The organism is Chloroflexota bacterium, from assembly GCA_013152435.1.
Lineage (GTDB): Bacteria > Chloroflexota > Anaerolineae > DUEN01 > DUEN01 > DUEN01.
Genome location: JAADGJ010000003.1, coordinates 14,409 through 38,247, shown reverse-complemented (window position 1 = coordinate 38,247; position 23,839 = coordinate 14,409). Strand labels below are relative to the sequence as shown.

17 protein-coding genes are annotated in these 23,839 nt (G+C 65.2%); all 17 read left to right on the top strand.

Translation table 11 applies throughout. The features are described from left to right. The first annotated feature begins 556 nt into the window (after positions 1 to 556). The 17 genes from ald to GXP39_00120 all read left to right on the top strand — a co-directional run bounded on the left by ald (position 557) and on the right by GXP39_00120 (position 23,810). A complete protein-coding gene (ald, locus tag GXP39_00200) occupies positions 557 to 1,663 on the top strand; it encodes an alanine dehydrogenase (protein ID NOZ26458.1) in 1,107 nt (368 codons plus the stop codon). 62 nt (positions 1,664 to 1,725) lie between these two features. Further along, positions 1,726 to 3,468 carry a formate--tetrahydrofolate ligase gene (locus GXP39_00195; GenBank protein NOZ26457.1) on the top strand — a complete coding sequence of 581 codons (1,743 nt, stop codon included), beginning with the start codon at positions 1,726 to 1,728 and terminating at the stop codon, positions 3,466 to 3,468. Between the two features lie 79 nt (positions 3,469 to 3,547). Then, on the top strand, positions 3,548 to 4,351 hold the full coding sequence (locus GXP39_00190) for a hypothetical protein (protein NOZ26456.1): 804 nt from the start codon (positions 3,548 to 3,550) through the stop codon (positions 4,349 to 4,351). A 103-nt stretch (positions 4,352 to 4,454) separates the two neighbouring features. Continuing rightward, on the top strand, positions 4,455 to 4,790 hold the full coding sequence (locus tag GXP39_00185; protein NOZ26455.1) for a heavy-metal-associated domain-containing protein: 336 nt from the start codon (positions 4,455 to 4,457) through the stop codon (positions 4,788 to 4,790). 33 nt (positions 4,791 to 4,823) lie between these two features. Continuing rightward, the gene (cooS, locus tag GXP39_00180; GenBank protein NOZ26454.1) at positions 4,824 to 6,821 is read left to right on the top strand and encodes an anaerobic carbon-monoxide dehydrogenase catalytic subunit; all 1,998 of its coding nucleotides are present in this window, start codon (positions 4,824 to 4,826) and stop codon (positions 6,819 to 6,821) included. A 17-nt stretch (positions 6,822 to 6,838) separates the two neighbouring features. Continuing rightward, positions 6,839 to 9,121 carry a CO dehydrogenase/CO-methylating acetyl-CoA synthase complex subunit beta gene (gene cdhC, locus GXP39_00175; GenBank protein ID NOZ26453.1) on the top strand — a complete coding sequence of 761 codons (2,283 nt, stop codon included), beginning with the start codon at positions 6,839 to 6,841 and terminating at the stop codon, positions 9,119 to 9,121. Positions 9,122 to 9,246: 125 nt separating this feature from the next. Then, positions 9,247 to 11,436, top strand: coding sequence for a carboxypeptidase regulatory-like domain-containing protein (locus GXP39_00170; protein NOZ26452.1), 2,190 nt, complete (start codon positions 9,247 to 9,249; stop codon positions 11,434 to 11,436). A gap of 24 nt (positions 11,437 to 11,460) precedes the next feature. Continuing rightward, a complete protein-coding gene (locus GXP39_00165) occupies positions 11,461 to 12,444 on the top strand; it encodes an acetyl-CoA decarbonylase/synthase complex subunit delta (protein ID NOZ26451.1) in 984 nt (327 codons plus the stop codon). A gap of 21 nt (positions 12,445 to 12,465) precedes the next feature. Then, positions 12,466 to 13,182, top strand: a complete 717-nt coding sequence (locus tag GXP39_00160; GenBank protein NOZ26450.1) for a hypothetical protein — start codon at positions 12,466 to 12,468, stop codon at positions 13,180 to 13,182. Positions 13,183 to 13,231: 49 nt separating this feature from the next. Next, positions 13,232 to 13,435, top strand: a complete 204-nt coding sequence (locus tag GXP39_00155) for a NifU family protein (protein ID NOZ26449.1) — start codon at positions 13,232 to 13,234, stop codon at positions 13,433 to 13,435. A 44-nt stretch (positions 13,436 to 13,479) separates the two neighbouring features. Further along, on the top strand, positions 13,480 to 14,829 hold the full coding sequence (locus tag GXP39_00150) for an acetyl-CoA decarbonylase/synthase complex subunit gamma (protein NOZ26448.1): 1,350 nt from the start codon (positions 13,480 to 13,482) through the stop codon (positions 14,827 to 14,829). An 83-nt stretch (positions 14,830 to 14,912) separates the two neighbouring features. Then, positions 14,913 to 16,835, top strand: a complete 1,923-nt coding sequence (locus tag GXP39_00145) for a DUF4445 domain-containing protein (GenBank protein NOZ26447.1) — start codon at positions 14,913 to 14,915, stop codon at positions 16,833 to 16,835. 52 nt (positions 16,836 to 16,887) lie between these two features. Further along, on the top strand, positions 16,888 to 17,655 hold the full coding sequence (locus GXP39_00140) for an AAA family ATPase (protein ID NOZ26446.1): 768 nt from the start codon (positions 16,888 to 16,890) through the stop codon (positions 17,653 to 17,655). A 22-nt stretch (positions 17,656 to 17,677) separates the two neighbouring features. Continuing rightward, complete coding sequence (locus tag GXP39_00135) at positions 17,678 to 18,598, top strand: dihydropteroate synthase (protein ID NOZ26445.1); 921 nt, start codon at positions 17,678 to 17,680, stop codon at positions 18,596 to 18,598. A 44-nt stretch (positions 18,599 to 18,642) separates the two neighbouring features. Next, a complete protein-coding gene (folD, locus tag GXP39_00130; protein ID NOZ26444.1) occupies positions 18,643 to 19,527 on the top strand; it encodes a bifunctional methylenetetrahydrofolate dehydrogenase/methenyltetrahydrofolate cyclohydrolase FolD in 885 nt (294 codons plus the stop codon). Between the two features lie 366 nt (positions 19,528 to 19,893). After that, positions 19,894 to 20,547, top strand: a complete 654-nt coding sequence (locus tag GXP39_00125) for a CBS domain-containing protein (protein ID NOZ26443.1) — start codon at positions 19,894 to 19,896, stop codon at positions 20,545 to 20,547. Between the two features lie 92 nt (positions 20,548 to 20,639). Continuing rightward, on the top strand, positions 20,640 to 23,810 hold the full coding sequence (locus tag GXP39_00120) for a CoB--CoM heterodisulfide reductase iron-sulfur subunit A family protein (GenBank protein ID NOZ26442.1): 3,171 nt from the start codon (positions 20,640 to 20,642) through the stop codon (positions 23,808 to 23,810). Positions 23,811 to 23,839 lie beyond the last annotated feature (29 nt).

The following is a 23,839-nucleotide window of genomic DNA, read 5'->3' as shown; positions in this document are numbered from 1 at the left end:
TCCGTTAGATTTTTGAAAAGCCCTGTCACCGCATGTGCCACTATTGACACCTGGGGACCTGCATGGTATATTGATAGCGAAATACGGAAGCGGATGCTACGGTGCTGAGGATGGCACCGCCTGCTGATGATGGGCGCCATTCTGTCCCGAAGTGGGAAGGGACAGATGGCGCTTTTTGTTTCGTCGCTCCTTGTCCTCGCGCCGGTCACTGTACTTTAGAATGTCAACGGGAGTGGGGGAGGTTTCTGTGCGGCCGTGTTGGGAGGTGCGAGCTTGGTGTGCGCTGCGCGTGGGAAGCCAGAGCGCCTCATGGCCCTTGCCGTGCGAGCGATGCGAGGCTTACCTCTCGCGTACACCGTGCTGGGAGCTCGGGAACGGCGACCGTCACTGCTGCGCGCCTCCATATATCACGTGCGACTTCTGTGAGCTGTATCTGATCCATCAGCAGGACCTCCGGGAGCAACGGCAGGGCGCTGCCACACCACCGGGAGCGCGAACCGTCCCCTTGCCCTACGATGCCCTGGAAGGGGAGCCGGCGTCTATGTCTGGTCGCTCGATGCGGTTTGGCGTTCCGAAGGAAGTGCGGGATCTGGAGATGCGCGTGGGGCTGACCCCCGCGGGCGTGCACGCCCTGGTCGATGCTGGACACACCGTATATGTGGAGCGCAACGCCGGGTTGGGGGCCGGTTTCTCCGACGAGGACTATCGGGCGGCCGGCGCGGAGATCGTCTACTCCGCGGAGGAGACCTACGGCCGGGCCGAGGTGATCGTCAAGGCCACACGGCCGACCCGAGCAGAGCATCACCTGCTGCGGTCCGGGCAGACGTTGTTGTGCTATCTGCACCTGGCGGTGGCCTCGCGAGACCTGACGGAGACGCTGGAGATGCGCGAGGTCACGGCCATCGCCTACGAGATGATTCAGGAGGACGATGGCACGCTTCCCGTGCTGATGCCGACCAGCGAGCTGGCCGGTCGGTTGGCCCCCATGATCGCCAGCGAGCTGCTGTCCAGCCACATGGGCGGGCGTGGCATCCTGCTGAGCGGCATGCACGGAGTGCCTCCGGCGGAGGTGGTGATCCTGGGCGCTGGCGTGGTGGGCTCCCATGCCGCCCGGTGCTTCTCCGGGCTGGGAGCGCACGTGACCGTCCTGGATCACAACCCGCGGCGCTTGCAGCATGTCGATTCCATGCTTCGGGGGCGCATCGTCACCCTCTTCACCAGCCCTTACAATCTGCATAAGGTCGTGCGTTTCGCCGACGTGTTGGTGGGGTGCGTGCTTGTCCCCGGCGCCCGATCGCCGGTGCTGGTCACCCGAGAGATGGTACAGAGCATGCGGCCGCGGGCGGTGATCATCGACTTCTCCATCGATCAGGGCGGTTGTGTGGAGACCAGCCGGCCGACCACCCATCGGGACCCGTTCTACATTGAGGAGGGGGTTGTGCACTATTGCGTGCCGAATGCCCCGGCGCGGGTGGCTCGCAGTGCCAGCCATGCCCTGACCAATGCGGCCCTGCCCTATCTCCTGTTGATCGGTCAGTACGGTGTCGACGGGGCGTTGGAGCGCTCCACGGCTTTACGGCGCGGCGTCAACGTCTTGCGTGGGCGATTGCTCCATCCGCACATCGTGGAAGGACAGCCCACGGCGGAGGACACGGCGGCCTAAAGGAGGGCCCTGTCCCCGTATCGTTCGAAGAGGATAGACTCGTAGCAAAGGAGGAGCCAGCGATGTCAACAGTACCCAGTGATCTCGAAATCGCCCAGGCGGCCGAGTTGAAGCCGATCCTGGAGATCGCGGCTTCTGTGGGCCTGGAGCCGGACGATCTGGAACTGTACGGCAAGTACAAGGCGAAGGTCCAGCTGGAGGTCCTGGAGAAGTTCAAGGACCGGCCGCAGGGGAAGTACATCGACGTGACGGCCATCACGCCCACCCCTCTGGGCGAGGGGAAGACGACGACCACCATCGGGCTGACGCAGGCGTTGGGGCGTCTGGGCAAGCGCGTGATGACGTGTATCCGTCAGCCATCCATGGGCCCGACGTTTGGCATCAAGGGCGGTGCGGCCGGCGGCGGCTATTCCCAGGTCGTGCCCATGGAGGATTTCAATCTGCATCTGACCGGCGACATCCACGCGGTGGGGGCGGCGCATAACCTGCTGGCGGCCGCCATCGACGCTCGCATCCTGCATGAGGACAACTACTCGGACGAGCGGCTGGCCAAGCTGGGATTGAAGCGCCTGAACATCGATCCCTATACCATCACGTGGAACCGGGTGGTGGACGTGAACGACCGGGCGTTGCGCAACGTCATCATCGGCCTGGGCGAGAAGACTGACGGACGGCCGCGCCAGAGCGGGTTCGACATCACGGTGGCTTCCGAGGTGATGGCCATCCTGGCGCTGACGACCGGCCTGAAGGACCTGCGTGAGCGGCTGGGCCGCATCGTGATCGGGCAGAGCAAGTCGGGCGAGCCCATCACGGCCGAGGATCTGGGCGTGGCCGGGGCTATGACGGTCCTGATGAAGGACGCCATCAAGCCCAATCTGATGCAGACGTTGGAGGGCCAGCCCGCCTTTGTGCATGCCGGCCCGTTCGCCAACATCGCGCATGGGAACTCCTCCATCCTGGCCGATCAGATCGCGCTGAAGCTGGCGGACTATGTGGTGACGGAGTCCGGGTTCGGCGCCGACATCGGCATGGAGAAGTTCATGAACATCAAGTGCCGCTACTCCGGCCTGGTCCCCAACTGCGTCGTCATGGTGGCCACGGTACGGGCGCTGAAGATGCATGGCGGCGGCCCGCGCGTGGTGCCCGGCCGGCCGCTGGATCCGGCGTACACCGAGGAGAACCTGGAGCTGCTGGAGAAGGGGTGCGAGAACCTGGTGCGCAACATCGAGATCGCCAAGCTCTTCGGCGTCCCGGTGGTGGTGGCGGTGAATCGCTTCCCGCACGACACCGATGCGGAGCTGGCCCTGGTCAAGCGAGTGGCCGAGGAGGCCGGCGCGGACGCGGCGGCCGTCTCCGAGCATTGGGCCCGCGGCGGCGAGGGGGCGCTGGAGCTGGCCGAGGCGGTGGTGGCCGCCTGTGATAAGCCGTCCAACTTCCAGTTCCTCTATCCGTTGGAGTGGTCCATCAAGCAGAAGATCGAGGCCATCGCGACCAAGGTGTACCTGGCGGACGGTGTGGACTATGAGACCAAGGCGGAGCGCCAGATCGCGGCCTATGAGAAGGCGGGCTATGGGAATCTGCCCATCTGCATGGCCAAGACCCATCTCTCGCTGAGCCACAACCCCGCCTGGAAGGGGGTGCCGCGAGGGTATCGCCTGCCGGTGCGTGAGGTGCGGGCCTCCGTGGGTGCCGGGTTCATCTACCCGCTGTGTGGGGAGATGCGGACCATGCCCGGGTTGCCCTCTCGACCCGCCTTCATGAACGTCGATATCGACGAGAACGGCCGCGTGGTCGGGCTCTTCTGATCTGTGAGCGGTGGGAAGGGGGACGGCGCGCGCGTCGTCCCCCTGAAGGCTTTCAAGAGTAAGGAAGGGGATTGCGAGCGTGCGTATTCTGGCGATTGTTCAGGGGGAATATGGGCGTCGGATTGCGGAGAACGTGCGGCGGCATATGCCGCTGGATTGGCGTCTGGTGATATGGAATGCGCCGGCCACGATCTCTCTCGACGAGGCGATGGATGAGCCCGAGGCGTTTGTGCCGCCGGGGTTGCCGCCGGCCGATCTCATCCTGTCGCTGGGACAGGTGCCCGCGACGGCCGTGTTGCTGCCGGAGTTGGCCGAGGCGGTGGGCGCCCAGGCGGTCATCGCTCCCATCGATCGCGAGGAGTGGCTCCCCTCGGGGCTGGCGCGTCAGATAGCGAGTTGGCTGAAACAGGCGGGCGTGGCTGCTGTCTTCCCGAAACCATTCTGCTCCCTCACCGAATCCAGCTATAACGTGCGCTCTTATGCGCGCTCGTATGATCACCCCGTCATCGCCGCCTTCGCGAAGCGGTTCGGCCGACCTGATCTGCGCATCCACGTTGGGGAGGACGGCAAAACGATCGAATCGGTCGAGGTGATCCGGGATGCCGCGTGCGGGTGCGCCCGCTTCGTGGCGGAGAAACTGGTCGGCGTGCACGTGGATGAGGCGGAACATCAAGCGGGCATGTTTCATCATCATTATCCCTGCCTGGCGAGCATGGGCATCGACCCGGACTTCAACGACACGCTCATGCACGTCTCCGGTGATATCATGCGAGGCGTTGTACGTGATCAGGCCGCTCCGTACCGCACGCCGCCGGTCTACCTGCGACCGCACGGCCGGGTGGATGACGACGCGGATGCTGAGGCGTCCCCGGACTCGGAGTGAGAGGGCGACGCGATGCTCTCCGCATCGGGTGGCGCAGGGACGCTTTTGAAGACAAAGGTCCCCAGGATGTTTCCTAAGAGCTACGGCGCAAGGAGGTAATGATATGGAAAAGGTCGTGTTGGATGTCCCCTCCCTCTGGGCGGACCATCATGTTCTCAAGGTGCGAGACGTGATGGCCGACCTGGACGGGGTCGAGGAGTTCTACATCAGCTCGGCCTGGAAGCAAGTCTTGGTCACCTATGATCCGGCCAAGATCGATCGTGCGGCCATTGAGCAGGCCCTAGCCGATGCTGGCTACCCGGTGGGCGAAGGGGAGCCCCCCATCCTCGTGCAACCCACCGAGAAGCGTCGCGATCCGAAATGGGAAGTGCTGGGCTTCCGGATGACCGAGACCAATCAGGCGGATATTGAGATGTCGGGAGAGTTTCGTAGATACTAGAAGAGTTGACCCCCTGTGTGAGGAGGATAAGACATGGCGAAGAAGAAGATACGCAGGCCCGAGGAGGCCAGCCGAGACGAGGCTGCGATTGCCCTTCTGGAGCGGGCGCTCCAGCTGGAGGTGGAGACCGCCTTCGCCCGGGCCGACGAGATCGTTCCCTGTCCCATCGGCGCGGAGTCGCTGTGTTGCCGGAACTGCGCGATGGGCCCCTGCCGGCTGGTGGGCAAGACTGAATATGGCGTGTGCGGGGCGACGCGAGATACGATCGTGGCCCGCAACTTCGCCCGCGCTGTGGCGGTGGGCGTCGCTTCCCACTCAGACCATGGCCGTGACCTGGCCTACACCTTGTTGGAGGCGGCCAAAGGAGACGCCCCCGACTATAAGATCCGTGATCCGTACAAGCTGCTGGAGGTCGCCGGGTATCTGGGCGTCGAGACCGGCGGACGGGAGATCTCGGAGATCGCCCAGGATGTGGCCCTGGCGGCTCTGAAGGAGTTCGGACGCATCGAGGGGGAGATCCTCTACCTGAAGCGCGCCCCGGAGAAGCGACAGAGGATCTGGCGTGAGCTGGGGCTTGCCCCTCGAAGCATCGACCGTGAGGTGGTGGACCTGCTGCACCGTACGCACATCGGCAACGACCAGGACGCCGAGCATCTGCTGGACCAGGCGATGCGCTGCGCGCTGGCCGATGGGTGGGGCGGCTCCATGCTGGCTACCGATCTCTCGGACATCCTCTTCGGCACGCCCGCCCCGATCCGATCCGAGGCGAACCTGGGGGTGCTGCAGAAGGACATGGTCAACATCATTATCCATGGCCATGAGCCCACCCTGTCGGAGATGATCGTCGCCGCGGCGCAGGACCCCGAGATGATCGAGTACGCCAAGAGCAAGGGGGCCAAGGGCATCAACCTGGCGGGCATCTGCTGCACCGCCAACGAGACGTTGGTGCGGGAGGGCGTCCCCCTGGCGGGCAACTTCCTCCAGCAGGAACTGGCCATCCTCACCGGGGCGGTGGAGGCGATGGTGGTGGATGTCCAGTGCATCATGCAGGGATTGGTGCCTGTGGCGGAGCAGTTCCATACGGAGCTGATCACCACCTCGCCGAAGGTGAGGATCACCGGCGCCACCCACATCGAGTTCGATGAGCGCAACGCGCTGGAGATCGCCAAGGAGATCATCCGGCGGGCCATCGATCGCTTCCCCGAGCGCGGGGAGACCGTGATCCCCGACGTGCGCAGTTCGTTGGTGCCGGGCTTCTCCCACGAGTACATCGACTATGCCCTGGGCGGCTTCTATCGGGGCTCCTTCCGGCCGCTCAACGACGCGATCATCGCGGGCCGCATCCGGGGCGTGGTGGCCAACATCGGCTGCAACAACGCTCGGATCTGCCATGATTCGCTCCATCGTTATGTGGTGACGGAGTTCATCAAGAACGATGTGCTGGTGGTGGAGACCGGCTGCGGCGCCATCGCCAGCGCCAAGCAGGGGTATATGACCCCCGAGACCGCGCTGGAGCTGGCCGGGCCCGGCCTGCGGGAGGTCTGCGAGGCCATCGGCATCCCGCCGGTGTTGCACATGGGCTCCTGCGTGGACAACTCCCGGATCCTCACCGTCCTCTCTCAGATGGCCACCGAGACCGGGCTTGGAGAGGACATCGCCGATATCCCGGCGGTGGGCATGGCGCCGGAGTGGATGAGCGAGAAGGCTCTCGCCATCGCCACCTACTGTGTGGCCTCTGGGGCTTACGTGATCATGGGCGGTGAAGGGCCCGTGCGCGGAAGCGAGGAGGTGACCCGGCTCATCAGCGAGGGCTGGGAGAAGAAGGTCGGCGGCAGGCTGGAGTTCGTCCCGGAGGCCGAGGAGATCGTCCGCCGAGCGCTGGCGCATATCGATAAAAAGCGAGCTGCCTTGGGCTTGCCCGAGTATGATCCGTCCAGGTGGGGGAAGAGCGGTGATTGGCGCATGCCGGAACTGCTGGAGCTCCCGTTGGAGGAGCGGATCGAGGCGGTTTACGGGCAAGTGGCTAAGTAAGGGAGGTGGGGGAAAATATGTCCCGATACATTGCGACACGAGCCATCCGTGGGGCCAATGCCCTCGTCGCGGAAGCGGAAGCGCTGCTCCAGAAAGCCATCGCCGAGAAGGGAGGGGATACCCCGGTTGCCTTCCCCAATACGGCTTACTATCTGCCCGTCATCTACGGTATGTTGGGCCAGGAGGTCACCAAGCTGGATGACCTGACGCCGGTGCTGGAGCACGCGAAGAAGCTGCTGCACCCGGTGCCGGACGGGAACCTGTGGACGCCCTATCTGGGGGAGACGCTGGACTCCGGTATGGCGACCCTGCTGGCCATGGAGGCCATCGAGGGGATCCGCTTTGCTCTGGGGGAGCAGCCAGAGCCTTATCCGGGGTTCCAGTTGGCCGGTGGCACCTCCTTTACCAGCCCCGAGTTCGAGGGCGAGGCCACCGATGGGCATCTCAACGGCCCCATTGACGATATCCAGCTGCGTTCCTGGGGAATCCAGCTGGTGGACGGCCGCATGCCCGGCTTCGCTGCCATCGTCGGCGCGGCCCGGAGCAACAAGGCGGCCGTCGCCCTGGTGCGAGAACTTCAGCAGCGGAACATCCTGGTCTTCCTCTCCGGCAACGTCAATGGACGCTCCATCATCGACCAGTTGCATGAGGAAGGGGTGGAGATGGGCTACGATACCTATATCGTCCCCTTTGGGCGCGATACCATCTCCGCCATCTACGCGCTGGGGTTCGCCACGCGATCGGCGCTGACCTTCGGCGGCCTGAAACCGGGGCAGTGGCGGGATATCCTCCTTTACAACAAGTTCCGCGTCTTCGCCTTCGTGTTGGCGCTGGGGGAGGTGGACGACCTGAAGTACGCCGCCGCCGCCGGTGCCATCTCCTACGGGTTCCCCACCATTGCGGACACCGTGATCCCGCAGATCCTGCCTACCGGCGTCACCCGCTACGAGCACGTCATCTCCATGCCCTGGAACGAGATCGACGCGGAGACGGAGGAGGAGCGGGCGGCCCGGCTGGTGCAGCGGGCCATCGAGGTGCGCGGCGTCAAGGTGCGCATCACCGAGGTGCCCATCCCGGTGCCGTACGGCTCCGCCTTCGAGGGCGAGGTGGTGCGCCGTAAGGACATGCGGGTGGAGTTCGGCGGCAAGTACTCGCGGGCGTTCGAGTACCTGCGCATGGCCGACTGGGATGAGGTGGAGGACGGCAAGATCGAGGTCATCGGCCCGGAGTACACCGAGACAGAGGTGGGCGGCGCGATGGATCTGGGCATCGTGGTGGAGGTGGCCGGCCGCAAGATGCAGCACGACTTCGAGCCGGTCCTGGAGCGCCAGATCCACTACTTTATCAACGGCGCCTCCGGCATCCAGCATATCGGCCAGCGGGACATCACCTGGATCCGCATCAGCAAGGAGGCGGCGGAGAAGGGGTTCTCGCTGCGGCACTTCGGTGACATCCTCTACGCTCGCTTCCACGCCGACTTCGGCGCCATCGTGGACAAGGTCCAGGTGAAGATCCTGACCGATCCGGAGCAGATCCAGACGTGGCTGGCGCGAGCGCGCGAGGCTTATCACGAGCGGAACATCCGTCTGGCTGGGATGGTCGATGAGTCGGTCGACGCCTTCTACTCGTGCACGCTGTGTCAGTCCTTCGCCCCGAATCACGTCTGCATCATCAGCCCGCAGCGGCTGGGGCTGTGTGGGGCCTATAACTGGCTTGACTGCAAGGCATCCCATGAGATCAACCCCACGGGGCCCAATCAGCCGATCCCGAAGAAGGAATGTTTGGACCCGGTGAAAGGATATTTCACGGGGGTGAATGAGTACGCCCGGCAGGCCTCTCACGGCACGGTGGAGCAGGTGGCCATGTACTCCATCATGGAGAACCCGATGACGGCCTGCGGGTGCTTCGAGTGCATCGTCATGGTGATCCCCGAGGCCAACGGCGTCATGGTCGTCAGCCGAGAGGATCCCAGCATGACCCCCGCCGGCATGACCTTCTCCACCCTGGCGGGTATGGCGGGCGGCGGCCTGCAGACGCCGGGGGTCATGGGCGTGGGGAAGTTCTACCTGACCAGTCCCAAGTTCATCTCCGCCGACGGCGGCTTTAAGCGGGTGGTGTGGATGTCCTCGATCCTGAAGGAGACCATGGCTGAGGAGCTGAAGGCCGTCGCCGAGCGGGAGGGGATGCCGGACCTGATCGACCGCATCGCAGACGAGCGGGTGGCGACCACGGTGGAGGAGCTGCTGCCGTGGTTGGAGCAGCATGATCATCCGGCGTTGACCATGCCGCCGATCTTCTGATCAGGCGGGACGCGTGACCGGAGTGATGAGGCGGCAGGGCAAAGCCTTGCGCGTTTGCCGTCATTCATGGCACACTTTGGGTGATAGGGTTCGGCGGTGAGGGAGTCATACAAGGAGGTCTGATCTTGCCGAAGTATATCACCTGGGTGCTGGTGGCGATCGCGTGGGTTGGGTTGGTGAGCGGAAGCGCCGCCCGAGAGGCCCTGCCGCCCTCTATGTGGATCGTGCGCCTCCACTGCGAGGATGGCTGTGCCTCGTATGTCCGGGAGGTGCGTGCCCGGCTTGAGCCGCGGGAGGATCTGGGACGCGTGAACGTCCTCTCGCACCCGGGCTATCCGGAGATTCTGTTCCTGGTCGGCGCGGATGATGCGGCTGCCCGGCGGCTCTCGGCGCTTCCTTTTGTGGAGGACGTCCGTCCGGCCGCCCCGGCCCGGCCGCAGGAGGGCGCCCTGGAGACGTATCGGATCGCCGGGCAGGTGGTCAGCCAGAGCGGGGCGCCCATCGCCAACGCGTGGGTCTCGGCGACGGAGTTCCGGACCGGGTCGCTGGCCAGCGGGCTGTCGGACCCTTCCGGCGCCTTCTCGCTGCAGGTGAACCTGCCGGGGGACTGGCTGGTGGTCGCACAGCAGTTGTTCGACCACGGCTTCGCCGACCCCGTCTGGGTGCACGTGCCGCCTGAGGTCACGGATGTGCGCCTGGTGGTGAGGGAGAACGATCGTCTCATCACCGGCGTCGTGCGGGATGCCGATGGAAAGCCGGTGAGCAACGCCTCGGTGGCGGCGGAGGCGCTGAGGTGCGCGGAGGGGAACATCTACCGGGCCTACACGGATGAGACGGGTAGCTATCAGTTCTCGGTGCCCGCCGGGGAGTATGAGGTCTCCGTGGAGACTCTGCCTCAGCCCCTGGCCCGCCGGGTGGATCTCCGGGAGGCGCAGACGGCGACGCTGAATTTCCAGATGCCCGCCGCGTACCGGGTGACCGGCCGGGTGATTGGGGATGGTGACCAGCCCGTGTGGAAATCCCGGGTGCGGGCGAGGCCCATGAGCGCCTGTCGTGACGTCGATCGTTGGGCGGACCGGGACGAGACGGATGGGGGAGGGAATTATGCCCTTTCCCTGGGGGGCATCTCCTATTGGGTGCGTGCGACGTGGCCCGGGGATGCCATCTATGGGGTGGTGACCACCACCATCTCGCCACAAGCGGACGTCGCTGGCCTGGACCTGCGGCTGCCTGAGGTATACCCGGTGCGTGGAAACGTGCGCACCCACTCCGGCGGCTCGCTGTCCGGCGCGTTCGACGTGGTCGCGCTGACGCCCGGCGGCGAGGAGGTCGCTCACACGCGGCCGGATAGCTCGGGGGCGTTCACGTTTACGCTCATGGCCGGGCGGTATTCGCTCGCATCTGTGATCCAGGGGTATCCGGATCCGGCGCCGGTCGTAGTCGACGTCGCGGGGCCGGTTACCGACGTGGAGCTGCGGGCGCCGGAGGCCTTCCAGGTGACGGGCCGTGTGCTGGATCGGTCCGGGGGGCCGCTGACGGGGGCCACGGTCATGGCGCAGCCGGTCGGCACGGGGGAGGCGGAATCCACGCCGCTGAAGAGCGACGCCAGCGGCGCGTACACGCTGACCGTGCCGGCGGGCGTGTACGAGCTCCGGGCCGTGGCCGACGTGCCGTTCCCCTCGCAAGTGGTGACGGTGACCCAGGACATATCCGGCATTGACTTCACCTATCCGACGACGTATCGTGTCAGCGGTGTGGTGCGGGATGCCTCTGGTCAGCCGATCACCCAGGGGATGGTGTACTATGTGGTGCCGGGCCAATATTCCGGCCACGAGTACGTGCAAAGCAAACTCATCTACTATGATGGGTCCTTTGCGTTCGATTTGCCGGCGGGCACGTATGAGGTGGAGGTGGAGGCGTGCGGCTATGCGAGCGCCCGGCGCCAGGTGACGGTGCCGCCGGATGCCTCCCTGACGCTGACGCTCGACCCGCTCTCCCAGCGGATACGCGGGCGGGTCACCCTGGTCGGGGGCGCTCCGGCGTGTGGCGTACCCGTGGTCGCCCAGGCTGGGGACGTGTCCTATGAGACCGAGACGCTGGCGGATCGGGTGTACGGCTGGGGCGCGGGCGCGTATGAGTTGCGAGTGGGACCGGGTAGTTACCTCGTGCGTCCTGCATCGAAGCGATATCCGAGCAGCACCCCGCCGCAGCGGCGGGTGACGGTGCCGCCGGATGTGACGCACGCGGATTTCGTGATCCATGGTCTGTTATCTCAGAGAGTATATCTGCCAATCTTGCTGCGCGACGGGAAATGAGCGTGCCGTCGCGAGGAGGGAATGATGCCAGAAGTAGCCATTCCAAAGGAGACGTGGACGGGACGGGTGCGTGAGATCACGTTGGGGGCCACTGCGGCCGAAGGTGGTACGCGCAGTCACACCGTCACGATCGGGGGCGCATCGACGCTGCCCTTCCTGCACGATGAAGGGGAGATGCCGCATCCGCCACGCATCGCTATCGAGATCCAGGATCGCCGGCCGGAGGAGTGGCCCGCTCCCCTGTTGAACGCCTGGGGGGATGTGGTGAACGATCCGGTGACGTGGGCGCAGGCGGCGACGGAGCGGGGCGCAGATCTGATCCTGCTGCGTCTGACGGCGCCCACGGGCGGGAACGGCTCCCCGCCATCGCCTGACGCGGCCCGGGCCACGGTGCGGCGTGTGCTGGAGGCCACGGGGCTTCCCCTGCTGGTGTTCGGGCCGGGGCAGGCGGACCTGGACAACGATCTGCTGGTGGCGGTGGCTGAGGAGGCCAAGGGCGAGCGGCTGGTGTTGGGTGTGTGCGAGGAGAAGAATTATCGCACCATCGTGGCGGCCGCGCTGGCCCATGGCCATCTGGTGGACTCCCGCACTCCCATGGACGTGAACCTGGCCAAGCAGTTGATCATCCTGATCCACGACATGGGGCTCCCTCTAGATCGCATCCTCATGGATCCCACCACGGGGGCGCTGGGATATGGCATCGAGTACGGCTACTCCGTCATGGAGCGGCTGCGTCTGGCGGCCTTGCAGGGCGACGTCATGACCCAATCGCCGATGCTGGTGACCCCGGGTGAGGAGGCCTGGCGCTCCAAAGAGGCTCGGGCCAGTGAGGGGGTGCCCGCCGCCTGGGGTGACTGGGAGGAGCGAGCCATCGTTTGGGAGACGCTGACGGCGATCACGCTGGTGCATGCTGGGGCGGATGTGCTGGTCATGCGCCACCCGGAGGCGGTGCAGCGCGTGAAGCGCATGATCGAGCGGCTTATGGCCGGCGAGCCGGTGCCCAGCTAAGCCGCCAGGGGGGCCAGACGCATGTTCGGCGAACGAGGTATCATGCGGGCCGGCGCGACGTCGGCTTTGGCGGCGGCCATCCTCACTATGGTCTGGCTGGTCATGCTGCTGGCATTGCCGGCCCCGCCGGCCGAGGCGACGCCGGCCGAGGAGCTGCAGTTCATCGTCGAACATGAGGCGGCCCATGTGGTGTTGTACGCGGGCGTCTTCCTGTTGACGCTGGTCCAGGTGCCCTTTCTCATCGCCTTGACGGTGCTGAGCTACCGGAGGCGGGGAGGGCTGGCCCTCGTGTGGGGCGCGTTGGGACTGCTCTATGCCGTCTTCTCCCTGTTCGCCTATTGGACGCAGTTGACGGTCGTCCGGGGGCTTGCCGATCTCTTCGCTCATTCCGAGGACGCCGTCCTGCGAACGGCGGCGTTGGGCGGCTACCTGACCTGGGGATACAGCGGTCGGCTGTCCGCAGCTCCCTACGCCCTGGATCTGTTGGGGTATCTGTTGTACAGTATGGCCCTTCTGGGCTTTGGGCTGATGTTGGTGCGTGAGTGGGGTGTGGACCTGGTGTCCGGTGGGCTATTGATCCTCTCGGCGGCTGCCGGGTTGATCGGCGTCATCGGGTATCTGGGACAGAACCCTTTGCTGGAGAACGGGATCGTGCTCTCCGGCGCCTTCATCATGCCCGCCTTCTTCACGCTGGCGTATCGGTTCCAGCGTGAGGCCGGATGGGCTGGATGGAGATAGGAGGCCTTTCGTGAGCGAAGCGGAACAGCCGGTCGAGTTGACCCTGGAGATGCTCATCGAGCAGATCAGTCAATACCTGGAGGCCAACCACGGCGGCAGCGTGGAGCTGGTGAGTTACGAGAACGGGGAGGTGCAGGTGCGGTTCGGCGGCCATTGCGTGGGGTGTCCGTTCATGCAGGCCACCCTCTCGCAGGGGATCGAACGAGCCGTCCGGCACTACTTCCCGGAAGTGGAGCGCGTGGTCGCCGTGTAGGGTTTCCGAATTCTATATAGGGCCGAAGGGCCCGGGAGGTCACGATGGCATTAAGCGGCTTGCAGATCTACAAGCTATTGCCCAAGACGAACTGCAAGGAGTGTGGTTTCCCGACCTGCCTGGCCTTCGCTATGAAGCTGGCGGCTAAGCAGGCCGAGTTGAGCGCTTGTCCGTATGTGAGTGAGGAGGCCAAGGCGCAGCTGGCGGCGGCGGCGGCGCCACCGATCCGCCTGATCACCTTGAGCAGCGATGGGTACAAGGTCGAGGCGGGGAACGAGACGGTGCTCTTCCGCCATGAGAAGACCTTTTACCACAAGCCCGGCCTCTTTGTGCGGGTCCGAGACACGCTGCCCGCCGAGGAGATCCAGTCGCTGGTTCAGCAGGTGCGCGACTACGAGGTTGAGTATGTTGGCATCTCCCTGACCCTGGACGGGGTGGCGGTGGAGGCGGCCTCGGGCGATCCGGCCACATATGCGGAGGCGGTGAAGCAGGCGATGCAGGCGGAACGGCCGCTCATCCTGTTGGCGCCTGATCCCAAGGCGGCCGAGGCCGGCCTGGACGCGGCCGCGGGCGTCCGCCCGTTGCTGTGGGGCGCTACCGCGGAGAACTGGCAGCCGTTGGCGGAGCTGGCCAAGGCGCACGGCGCGCCGCTGGCCGTGCGGGGGGATGGCGATCTGTCCGCCCTGGCCGAGCTGACGGAACAGATCAAGTCGGCGGGCGTGGAGGACCTGGTGCTGGATCCGGGGCCGCGCGATCCGCTGGGCACGCTGACGACGTTCACGTACATCCGGCGGCTGGCGCTGAAGCAGAACCTGCGGGCGCTGGGCTACCCGATCATCGCCTTCCCCGGCGAGGGCGTGGACGATCCGGGGGACGAGCCGTTGTTGGCGGCTCAGCACATCGCCAAATATGCGGGGTTCGTCGTGTTGGATCGCTTCACCCCGGCCTCGGCGTATGGCCTGCTGGTGTGGCGGGAGAACATCTTCACCGATCCGCAGAAACCGATCCAGGTGGAGCCGGGCATCTACGAGATCAACAACCCGGGACCGGACGCGCCCGTCATGGTCACCACCAACTTCTCCATCACCTACTTTGCCGTGGCCAACGAGGTGGAGTCCAGCGGCCATCCGGGGTGGCTTCTGGTGGCCGATGCAGAGGGCATGAGCGTCCTCACGGCGTGGGCGGCCGGCAAGTTCGACGCCGAGAAGATCGCCAAGACGGTCAAGGGGACCGGCATCGAGTCCAAGGTCAACCATCGCAAGGTCATCATCCCTGGCCACGTCGCCGTGCTGTTGGGCGAGCTGGAGGAGGAGTTGCCGGATTGGCAGGTGCTGGTCGGGCCGCGTGAGGCGGTGGATCTACCGGGCTTCCTGAAGCTCTGGTCGCCCAACTGACCACGCCCCACGCGACACGCAATACGCAACACGCAATACGCAACACGTAACACGTAACACACAACACGCAAATCGAGTAAATCATGGCTCTCCATACAGTACGCTTTCTGCCCGCGGATGTGACGGTCCAGGTTCCCACCGGGACGCTGGTCACGGAGGCCGCGCAACGGGCGGGCATCGATCTGAACATGCCCTGTGGCGGCCAGGGACGATGTGGACGCTGTGCGGTGATCGTGCAGAACGGCGATGTGCGGCGGCGGGTGACGATCCGGCTGTCCCAGGATGATCTGGCGGCCGGGTACGCGCTGGCCTGCCAGAGCGTGATCGAGGGGGATGCCGTCATCGAGATCCCGCCGCAGGAGCGCATCGAGCGGCGGCTGACGACGGAGAAGGCCGCCCGCCGTGTGGTGGTACCCTTCCCCTACCAATGGCGCGAACACCAGCCCATCCATCGTTACTTCGTGCAGCTCACGCCGCCTACGCTGGATGATCAGACGGATGATTGGGCGCGCCTGCAACGGGAGCTGGCCCGGCAGTACGATGTGCGTGGCCTGACGGCCGACCTGGCGACGCTGCAGCGCCTGGGCACGACGTTGCGCTCCGCCGACTGGGCGGTCACCGCGACGGTGGAGATGGACACGTGGGATCGCCCCCAGGGGCCGCCGCGCCTGGTCGATATCCTGCCGGGGGACCTCAGCGGCGAGAGCTGGGGGCTGGCCGTGGATATCGGCACCACCACCGTCTCCGCCTATCTCGTGGACCTGGTCAGCGGCCAGGTCGTGCAGCAGGCGGCCGAGTACAACGGCCAGATCGCTCGCGGGGAGGATATCATCTCCCGGATCATCTACGCCTCAAAGGGGGATGGCCTGGCCGACCTGCGGGATAAGGTGCTGGAGACCATCAACCAGCTCATCGATCGCGTGACGCGTCGGCAGCGAATCCGTCCGGAGCACATCTACAAGGCGACGGTGGCCGGGAACACCACGATGATGCACCTGTTCCTGGGGGTGCCGCCGGAGCCCATTCGCCTGACCCCCTACATCCCCACCGTGAACGACTGGCCCACGCTGCGCGCCGAGGAAGTCGGGCTGAATATCTGTCCCACCGCCACGGTGGACTGCCTGCCGGGCGTGGCGAGCTATGTGGGCGCGGATATCACGGCCGGGGTCCTCAGCTCCGGGCTGGAGGAGCAGGAGGAGCTGACGCTCTTCATCGACGTGGGGACCAACGGCGAGACGGTGCTGGGCACGTCCGAGTGGATGCTCTCCTGCGCCTGCTCCGCGGGGCCCGCCTTTGAGGGGGCGGGCGTGGAGCACGGGATGCGGGCCACCACTGGCGCCATCGAGGAGGTGTGGATCTCCAGCCAGACCTATGAGCCGACATACCGGGTGATCGGCGGGGGGAAGCCGCGAGGGATCTGCGGATCCGGGCTGATCTCCCTGCTGGCGGAGCTGTTCATCACCGGCGTGTTGGACAAGGCCGGGAATCTCCATCTCGAGCTGGGCACTCCTCGCGTCCGTGAGGGGGAGCACGGCCTGGAGTACGTGGTGGCCTGGGGGGAGGAGACGGAGCACGGGCATGACATCGTGATCACCAAGGTGGACATCGACAACCTGATCCGGGCCAAAGCGGCCATCTACGCCGGCTTCACAGTGCTCTGCGATAGCATCGGGCTGAGCATCCAGGATGTGGAGCGGGTGCTCATCGGCGGCGCGTTCGGGCAGTACATCAACGTGGAAAAGGCGATCCAAATCGGCATGTTGCCGGATCTCCCCTGGGATCGGTTCCAATTCCTGGGAAATACCAGCGTCCTGGGGGCGTACATGGTGCTCCTGCATCGGGATGTGCGACGACGGCTGGTGGATATCGCCCACAAGCTCACATACGTGGAGCTGTCGGCGGACAACCGCTTCTACGAGCGGTTCACCTCGGCGTTGTTCCTGCCGCACACGGATATCTCGCTGTTCCCCTCCGTGGCGGAGACGCTGGCGGACCGGGTGTCGTGAGGGTTGAGGAAGATCGAGAATTAGGAAAGTGGCCAATATGGATGGTGGATGAATGGCGAAGACGATCGCGTTAGCTGGTAAAGGGGGGACGGGAAAGACATCCATCGCCGCGTTGCTCATTCGCACCCTGACAGAGCGGGGTGTGGGGAGCATCCTGGCGATCGATGCGGACCCTGCCAGCAACCTGCATCTGGCTCTGGGATTGCCGTTGGGGCAGACCGTCGGCGATATCCGGGAGGACACGTTGCAGGAGGCGCAGGGTGGCGCGCTGCCGACCGGGATGGCTCGCCGGGATTGGCTGGATTACGCGGTGCGTCTGGCGGTGGAGGAGGGAGACGACGTCGATCTGTTGGCGATGGGGCGGCCTGAGGGGCCCGGATGCTACTGTGCGGTCAACCACCTGCTGCGCCAGATCGTGGACGCGTTGGGGCAGGGGTATGACTACGTGGTGATCGACAACGAGGCCGGGATGGAGCACCTCAGCCGCCGCACGACCCGGGATGTGGATGTGTTGCTGCTGGTGAGCGATCCCACGCTGCGCGGGGTGCTGGCGGCCGGCCAAATGGCCCGGCTGGCGGAGTCGCTCCACATCCGGGTGGGACGGACGTACCTGTTGCTGAACCGGGTGGCGGGCTCGCTTCCGCCGCCGTTGCAGCAGGCCATCGACGAGACCGGCCTGGAGCTCCTGGAGACGATCCCCCAGGACCCGGTGCTCGCGGAGTTCGACAGCACCGGCCGGCCCATCGCCGAGCTGCCGGATACCTCCGCGGCCTACCAGGCGGTGCGCTCGATTACCGATCGACTACTGAACGGACGATGAACGTCCTGGAAAGGAGGCCAACGTGTACATCATCGGTGAGAACATCCATATCATCTCCCCGCGCGTGAAGAAGGCGCTGGCGGAGAAGGATAAGAAGTTCTTCCAAGAGCTGGCGGTGAAGCAGGTGGAGGCGGGCGCCCAGGCGCTTGACCTGAACATCGGCCCGCAGAAGCGCGCCGGGCATGAGATCATGCCCTGGCTGGTGGAGACCGTCCAGGAGGTGGTGGACGTCTCGCTCTCGCTGGACACCACGAACCTGGCCGCGATCGAGGAGGGGCTGAAGCGGGCCAAGAACCAGGCCATCATCAACTCCACGTCGGCTCAGCCGGAGCGTCTGGAGAAGGTCCCGCTGTTGGCCAAGAAGTACAACGCCAAGCTGATCGCGCTGACGATGCGGGATGGCGGCATCCCGGTGGAGGCGGATACCCGGGTCAGCATCGCCCTGGAGTATCTGATCCCGCGGGCGCAAGAGCTGGGCATCCCCATGGACGACCTTCTGATCGATCCGTTGGTGCTCACGGTCTCCGGATGCCAGGAGTATTGCCCGGAGTGCATCCAGGCGGTGAAGATGCTCAAGCTCGTGGCTGATCCGCCGCCCAAGGTCTCCGTGGGCCTCTCCAACGTCTCCAACGCGGTGCCCAATGAGCATCGGTCGCTCATCAATCGCACATACATGGTGATGTTGATGGCCGCTGGCCTGGACTGCGCCATCGCCAATCCGCTGGACGAGAAGCTGAAGGAGTACATCCGCATCGTGGAGGAGCGGGACGACAGCACACCTCTGGGGCGGCTCCTGCTGAAGCTGTACGACGCCACAATGGCGGATGAGGAGCTGAAGCCCGAGGATGTGGACATGGACGACCCGGAGCAGGCGGCGGTGTACAAGACCGTGCAGATCCTCCTGAACAAGGTGATCTACACGGATTCCTACCTGCGGTTGTAGACCGGCTATCCTTTCGTGGTGGCAATGGAGCAAGGGAGGAGTAGATGACAGCCACAATCATTGACGGAAAGGCCATCGCTGCGGAGATCCGCCAGGAGATCAAGGCGGAGGTTGAGCGGCTGAAGGCGCAGTATGGGAAGGTGCCTGGACTGGCCACGGTGTTGGTGGGAAGCAACCCGGCCTCTCAGACGTACGTGCGCATGAAGGGGCGGGCGTGTGAGGAGGTGGGCATCCATTCCGTGAAGCCCACGCTGCCCGACGATGCCACTCAGGAGCAGGTGGAGGGGCTGGTCCGGGAGCTGAATGAGGACCCCAGCATCCATGGCATCCTGGTGCAGCTCCCCTTGCCCTCGCATCTGGATGAGGAAGCCGTGTTGAACACCATCAGCATCGAGAAGGATGTGGACGGCTTCCATCCCATCAATATCGGCCGGCTGGCCATGAAGGGGCGCGATCCGCTCTTCATCCCGTGCACGCCTTATGGCGTCATGGTGCTTCTGGAGCGGGTCGGGGTGAAATTGGAGGGCAGCCGAGCCGTGGTGCTGGGGCGCAGCAACATCGTGGGGTTGCCCGTGTCCTTCCTGCTGTTGCATGCCAACGCCACGGTGACCGTGTGCCATTCCCGCACGCGTGATTTGCCGGCGGTGACCCGGGAGGCGGACGTGTTGGTGGCCGCCGTCGGGCGACCGGAGATGGTCCGGGGTGATTGGGTGAAGCCGGGCGCCGTGGTCATCGACGTGGGGGTGAACCGGGTGGACGATCCCAGCCGCAAGTCTGGCTATCGCCTAGTGGGAGATGTCGCCTTTGATGAGGTCAAGGAGGTGGCCTCGGCCATCACCCCCGTGCCGGGCGGTGTGGGACCGATGACGATCGCCATGCTCTTGCAGAACACGCTGCGAGCCTTCAAGTACACGTTGCCTGAAACATAGGATGGCGTGCTCACGGAGGGCGATGCAAAGCCATTGACATCGATCTGGCATAGTGCTAGAATGCGAATGGGTAAGTGATGACGAGGCGCTGAAGATGGCGCCTCTGGGATCGGGTGATGCCGCCTTCCCCGCCGTCATCTGGTGGGGAAGGCGTTGCTGTCTTGAGGGCTGGCGCGCGGGAGAGGCGGATGGGAGGCGCGGCCCGTCCGGGGTCCTTGCCCCTGTCGCGTTGGCCTCGTGTTGGGATTGTGCGCAGGGCCAGATCCTCTCCGATGGCGGGCGGCGTCGGATGCCCGTCATGGGTAGAAGCGGCACGCTCGTGTTGAAACGGGCACAACATCAACGCGGACGACTGGGAGGAAAGTCGTGCTCGTCAAGGATCGTATGAAGCCTCAGCCCTTGGTCGTTGTCGCACCGGACACCGTTCTCACGGAGGCGCAGCAGCTCATGCAGGATCATGGCCTCCGGCACCTGCCTGTGGTGACCGGTCAGGATCATCTGGTGGGGTTGATCACCCGCCAGTCGATCCTCCAGGCCATTCCCTGGTCGGCCGTGTCCCTGAGCGCCCTGGAGACCCGGTACATCCTCTCCAAGATCCGGGTGGATAAGGTGATGCTGCGCGATGTGGTCACCGTTACGGAGGATGTGCCGGTGGAGGAGGCCGCCCGGATCATGGTGGACCATGGGACCGGATGTCTGCCCGTGGTGCGCGGCGATACGCTGGTGGGGCTGATCACCGACGTGGATTTGCTCTCCACGATGATGGAGATGCTGGGGGCCCGCGAGCCCGGGCTTCGCCTCTCCGTGATCGTTCCCAACCGGGTAGGGGAGATGGCCAAGCTGTCCGCGGCCATCGCCGAGATCGGCGGGAATCTAACCGCTTTCGGCTCCTGGGCGGTGGAACGATCTCCGGAGCGGTTGGGGATCGTCTTGCGGGTGGATCGGGTCTCCAAAGAGCAGTTGCTGGCCACGGTTCAGAAGCTGCCGGAGGTGGAGATCCTGGATGTACGTGAGATGTGATGGGGTGAGAGCAGGATAAGGTTTGACGTGTATACCGGGGGATTTGGAGAGAAACGTGAGGAGAACAGGAGCGCGTGATGGGGGATCCCCGTATGGCAGACATCATCTATGACGATCCGGAGGGGAATCACATTGGCGTGATGGTCGTCGGCGGGGGGGTGGGCGGCATGCGGGCCGCGATCGATCTGGCGGAGGCGGGCCTGCGCGTCGTCCTGGTGGAGTCCCTGCCGAGCCTGGGTGGACGCGTGGCGCAGCTGGGCTTCATGTTTCCCACCCACGATTGCGTCCTCTGTCGGGGGACATCCGATCATGGCTATGGGTGCACACGCCCGGCGATCTCGCCCGTCTTTCTGGACAACAATCTGCACCCCAATATCGAGGTGCTGACGAACGCTCAGATCGTCTCCGCCGAGGGCCAGGCGGGAAACTTCACCGTTCGCGTGCGTCAGCATCCCCGCTACGTGGATGTAGACCGCTGCACCAACTGCGGTTTGTGTACGGTGGCCTGCCCCGTGGAGCTGCCCAGCGGCTTTCAGATGGGGCTTTCGCAGCGGAAGGCCATCTATAAGCCGGCCCCTCGCGCTATCCCTGACGCCTACGTGGTTGACAAGGGGCCTTATTGCGAGGATTGCGGGCTGTGCGTTGACGTGTGTCCCACGGAAGCCATCGATCTTCATCAGGAGCCTGTGGAGCGGGTGATCCACGTGGGCGCCGTGATCCTGGCCATCGGCTATAGCCTGACCGATCTCAGCCAGTACGAGGAGTATGGCTGGGGGCGCTACGCCAACGTGGTGCACAGTATGCAGTATGAGCGGCTGGCCAGCCGCTCGGGCCCCACGGAGGGGATCGTCGTCCGGCCCTCCGATGGCCAGATGCCCCGGCGGATCGCCTGGCTGCAGTGCGTGGGCTCGCGGGATCAGCGGTATCCGTATTGCTCGTCCATCTGTTGCATGTACGCGACGAAGGAGGCCATCCTGGCGCGGCAGCGCCTGCCGGATGTGGAGTGCTCCATTTTCATGATGGACGAGCGGGCCTTCAACAAGGAGTTCAACGCCTATTACGAGCGGTCGAAGCAGGAGTTCGGCGTTCGCTACGTGCGTTGCCGCATCTCCTCGGTTAAGGAGGATCCGAAGACGCGAGATCTCCTCCTGCGTTACGTCCGGCCGGACGGTCAGGTGGTGGAGGAGCGCTTTGACATGGTCGTGCTCTCCGTGGGCACGCAGCCGCCCGCCCTGTCCAGGGCCACCGCGGAGGCGTTGGGTATCGATTTGAACCCGTATGGATTCTGCGAGACGGATAAATTCACGCCGTTGCAGACCAGCCAGCCGGGCGTGTACGTGTGCGGCACCTTCCAGTCGCCCAAGGAGATCGCCGAGACGATCATCGACGCGGCGGGGGCGGCCGGCGATGTGATGCGGCTCATGCGGGCCGCTCTGGGCCAGGCGGAGTCCAGCCGGGAGTACCCGTTCATCTCCGACAACGGGTTCGGCGAGGAGCGGGATGTCTCCGGAGAGCCGCCTCGGGTCGGCGTGTTCGTCTGTGACTGTCATCCCAGCATCGATAGCGTGGTGGACACGGAGGCGCTGGCCCGGTACGCCGCGAGCCTGCCCGACGTCGTTCATGTCGCCCGGGTCGGCTATGGGTGCTTCGAGTCGGGGCAGGCTCAGATCCAGCGAGCGATCGAGCAGCATGGGCTGAATCGAGTGGTGGTGGCCGGATGCAGCCATCGGACCCACGAGTCGCTCTTCCAGCGGGTGGTGCGGGAGGTGGGGCTGAATCCGTACCTCCTGGAGATGGTGAACATCCGGGAGCATTGCGCCTGGGTCCACAGCGCTTACCCCCGGGAAGCCACGCGCAAGGCCATGGAATTGGTGCGTGGCGGGGTGGGGCGTGTGCGGGTTACCTCCCCGGTGCATCGGGCGGCGTTGAATCCCGCTCGCCGGGCGCTGGTCATCGGTGGCGGGGTGGCGGGGATGACGGCCGCGCTCTCCATCGCCGACAGCGGCTATGACGTCGTGTTGGTGGAGCGCGCCGCCGAGCTGGGGGGCAACCTGCGCCATGTCTACTATGTGGCCGAGGGGCAGAATCCCCAGCGGTTGCTGCGCGATCTGGTCAATCGGGTGCGCGGCCACGAGCGGGTGACGGTGTTCACCCGCAGCCAGGTGGTGGAGCACTCCGGCTCGGTGGGGCGGTTCCGGGCCGTCATCCGGACCGAGCCGGTGAACGGCGGGCCGCCGACGGAGTCGGAGGTGGAGCATAGCGTCACCATCGTGGCCACCGGCGGTGAGACGTGGCGGGGGGACGTCTATCTGCTGGGCCGAAACGAGCGCGTCATCACGGAGACCGAGCTGGAGGATCGCATCGCCCATCGGCCGGAGGATATCACCGGTCTGGATCACGTGGTGATGATCCAGTGCGTGCGCTCGCCGGAGATGCCCGACTATTGCAGCCGGATCTGTTGCATGAACTCGATCAAGAACGCCATCCGGATCAAGCTGCTCAATCCCAACTGTCGGGTGACCATCCTCTATAAGGATATCATCACCTATGGCTTCCGCGAGGCGTATTACACCGAGGCCCGGCGGCGCGGCGTGGTCTTCATCCGCTATGACGATGAGTCGGTGCCGACGGTGGAGGAGGTGGACGGACGGCTGCGGGTCCACGTGCGGGAGCCGGTGTTGGGCGAGACGCTGACCTTCGAGCCGGATTTCCTGGTGCTGAACACGGCCATCGCCCCCTCTCCGGGGACGGCGGAGCTGGCGCGAGTGTTGGACGTGCCCCTCTCTCGGGAAGGGTTCTTCATGGAGGCGCACCTGAAGATGCGTCCCATGGACTTCATGGAGGAGGGGATCTTCGTGGCCGGGATGGCGCACTATCCCAAGTTCCTCGAGGAGGTGATCGCGCACGCGCAGGCCGCGGCGGGGCGGGCCATCACGATCCTGGCGAAGCAGCCTCTGTATATCGGCGGGAACGTCGCCGTCGTGGATCAGAGCAAGTGCGTGGGATGCCTGACCTGTGTGCGCACCTGCCCCTTTGGGATCCCGAAGATCCAGCCCGATCGCCCGGGGGTGGGGGGGATCATCGGCGCCGCATATATTGACCCGGCGCTGTGTCATGGATGTGGTACGTGCACCGGCGAATGCCCGGCCAAGGCGATCCAGCTGGTCGCGTACACGGATGATCAGATCCTCGCCCAGGGCGTAGGAGCGTGGGCGGTGGTAGAGAACGAGAGAGTGGGAATTGGGGGCGGCAGCGTCTCTTGAGGGCTTAAGGGTGCTGCAAGAGGCGGAGG

What these genes read in the sequence shown, in the direction of transcription:
- GXP39_00150 (NOZ26448.1), top strand. Translation starts at nt 13,480, where the DNA reads ATGGCATTAAGCGGCTTGCAGATCTACAAGCTATTGCCCAAGACGAAC.
- GXP39_00145 (NOZ26447.1), top strand. Translation starts at nt 14,913, where the DNA reads ATGGCTCTCCATACAGTACGCTTTCTGCCCGCGGATGTGACGGTCCAG.
- GXP39_00195 (NOZ26457.1), top strand. Translation starts at nt 1,726, where the DNA reads ATGTCAACAGTACCCAGTGATCTCGAAATCGCCCAGGCGGCCGAGTTG.
- GXP39_00165 (NOZ26451.1), top strand. Translation starts at nt 11,461, where the DNA reads ATGCCAGAAGTAGCCATTCCAAAGGAGACGTGGACGGGACGGGTGCGT.
- folD (NOZ26444.1), top strand. Translation starts at nt 18,643, where the DNA reads ATGACAGCCACAATCATTGACGGAAAGGCCATCGCTGCGGAGATCCGC.
- GXP39_00160 (NOZ26450.1), top strand. Translation starts at nt 12,466, where the DNA reads ATGTTCGGCGAACGAGGTATCATGCGGGCCGGCGCGACGTCGGCTTTG.
- cooS (NOZ26454.1), top strand. Translation starts at nt 4,824, where the DNA reads ATGGCGAAGAAGAAGATACGCAGGCCCGAGGAGGCCAGCCGAGACGAG.
- GXP39_00155 (NOZ26449.1), top strand. Translation starts at nt 13,232, where the DNA reads ATGCTCATCGAGCAGATCAGTCAATACCTGGAGGCCAACCACGGCGGC.
- ald (NOZ26458.1), top strand. Translation starts at nt 557, where the DNA reads ATGCGGTTTGGCGTTCCGAAGGAAGTGCGGGATCTGGAGATGCGCGTG.
- GXP39_00185 (NOZ26455.1), top strand. Translation starts at nt 4,455, where the DNA reads ATGGAAAAGGTCGTGTTGGATGTCCCCTCCCTCTGGGCGGACCATCAT.
- GXP39_00120 (NOZ26442.1), top strand. Translation starts at nt 20,640, where the DNA reads ATGGCAGACATCATCTATGACGATCCGGAGGGGAATCACATTGGCGTG.
- GXP39_00140 (NOZ26446.1), top strand. Translation starts at nt 16,888, where the DNA reads ATGGCGAAGACGATCGCGTTAGCTGGTAAAGGGGGGACGGGAAAGACA.
- cdhC (NOZ26453.1), top strand. Translation starts at nt 6,839, where the DNA reads ATGTCCCGATACATTGCGACACGAGCCATCCGTGGGGCCAATGCCCTC.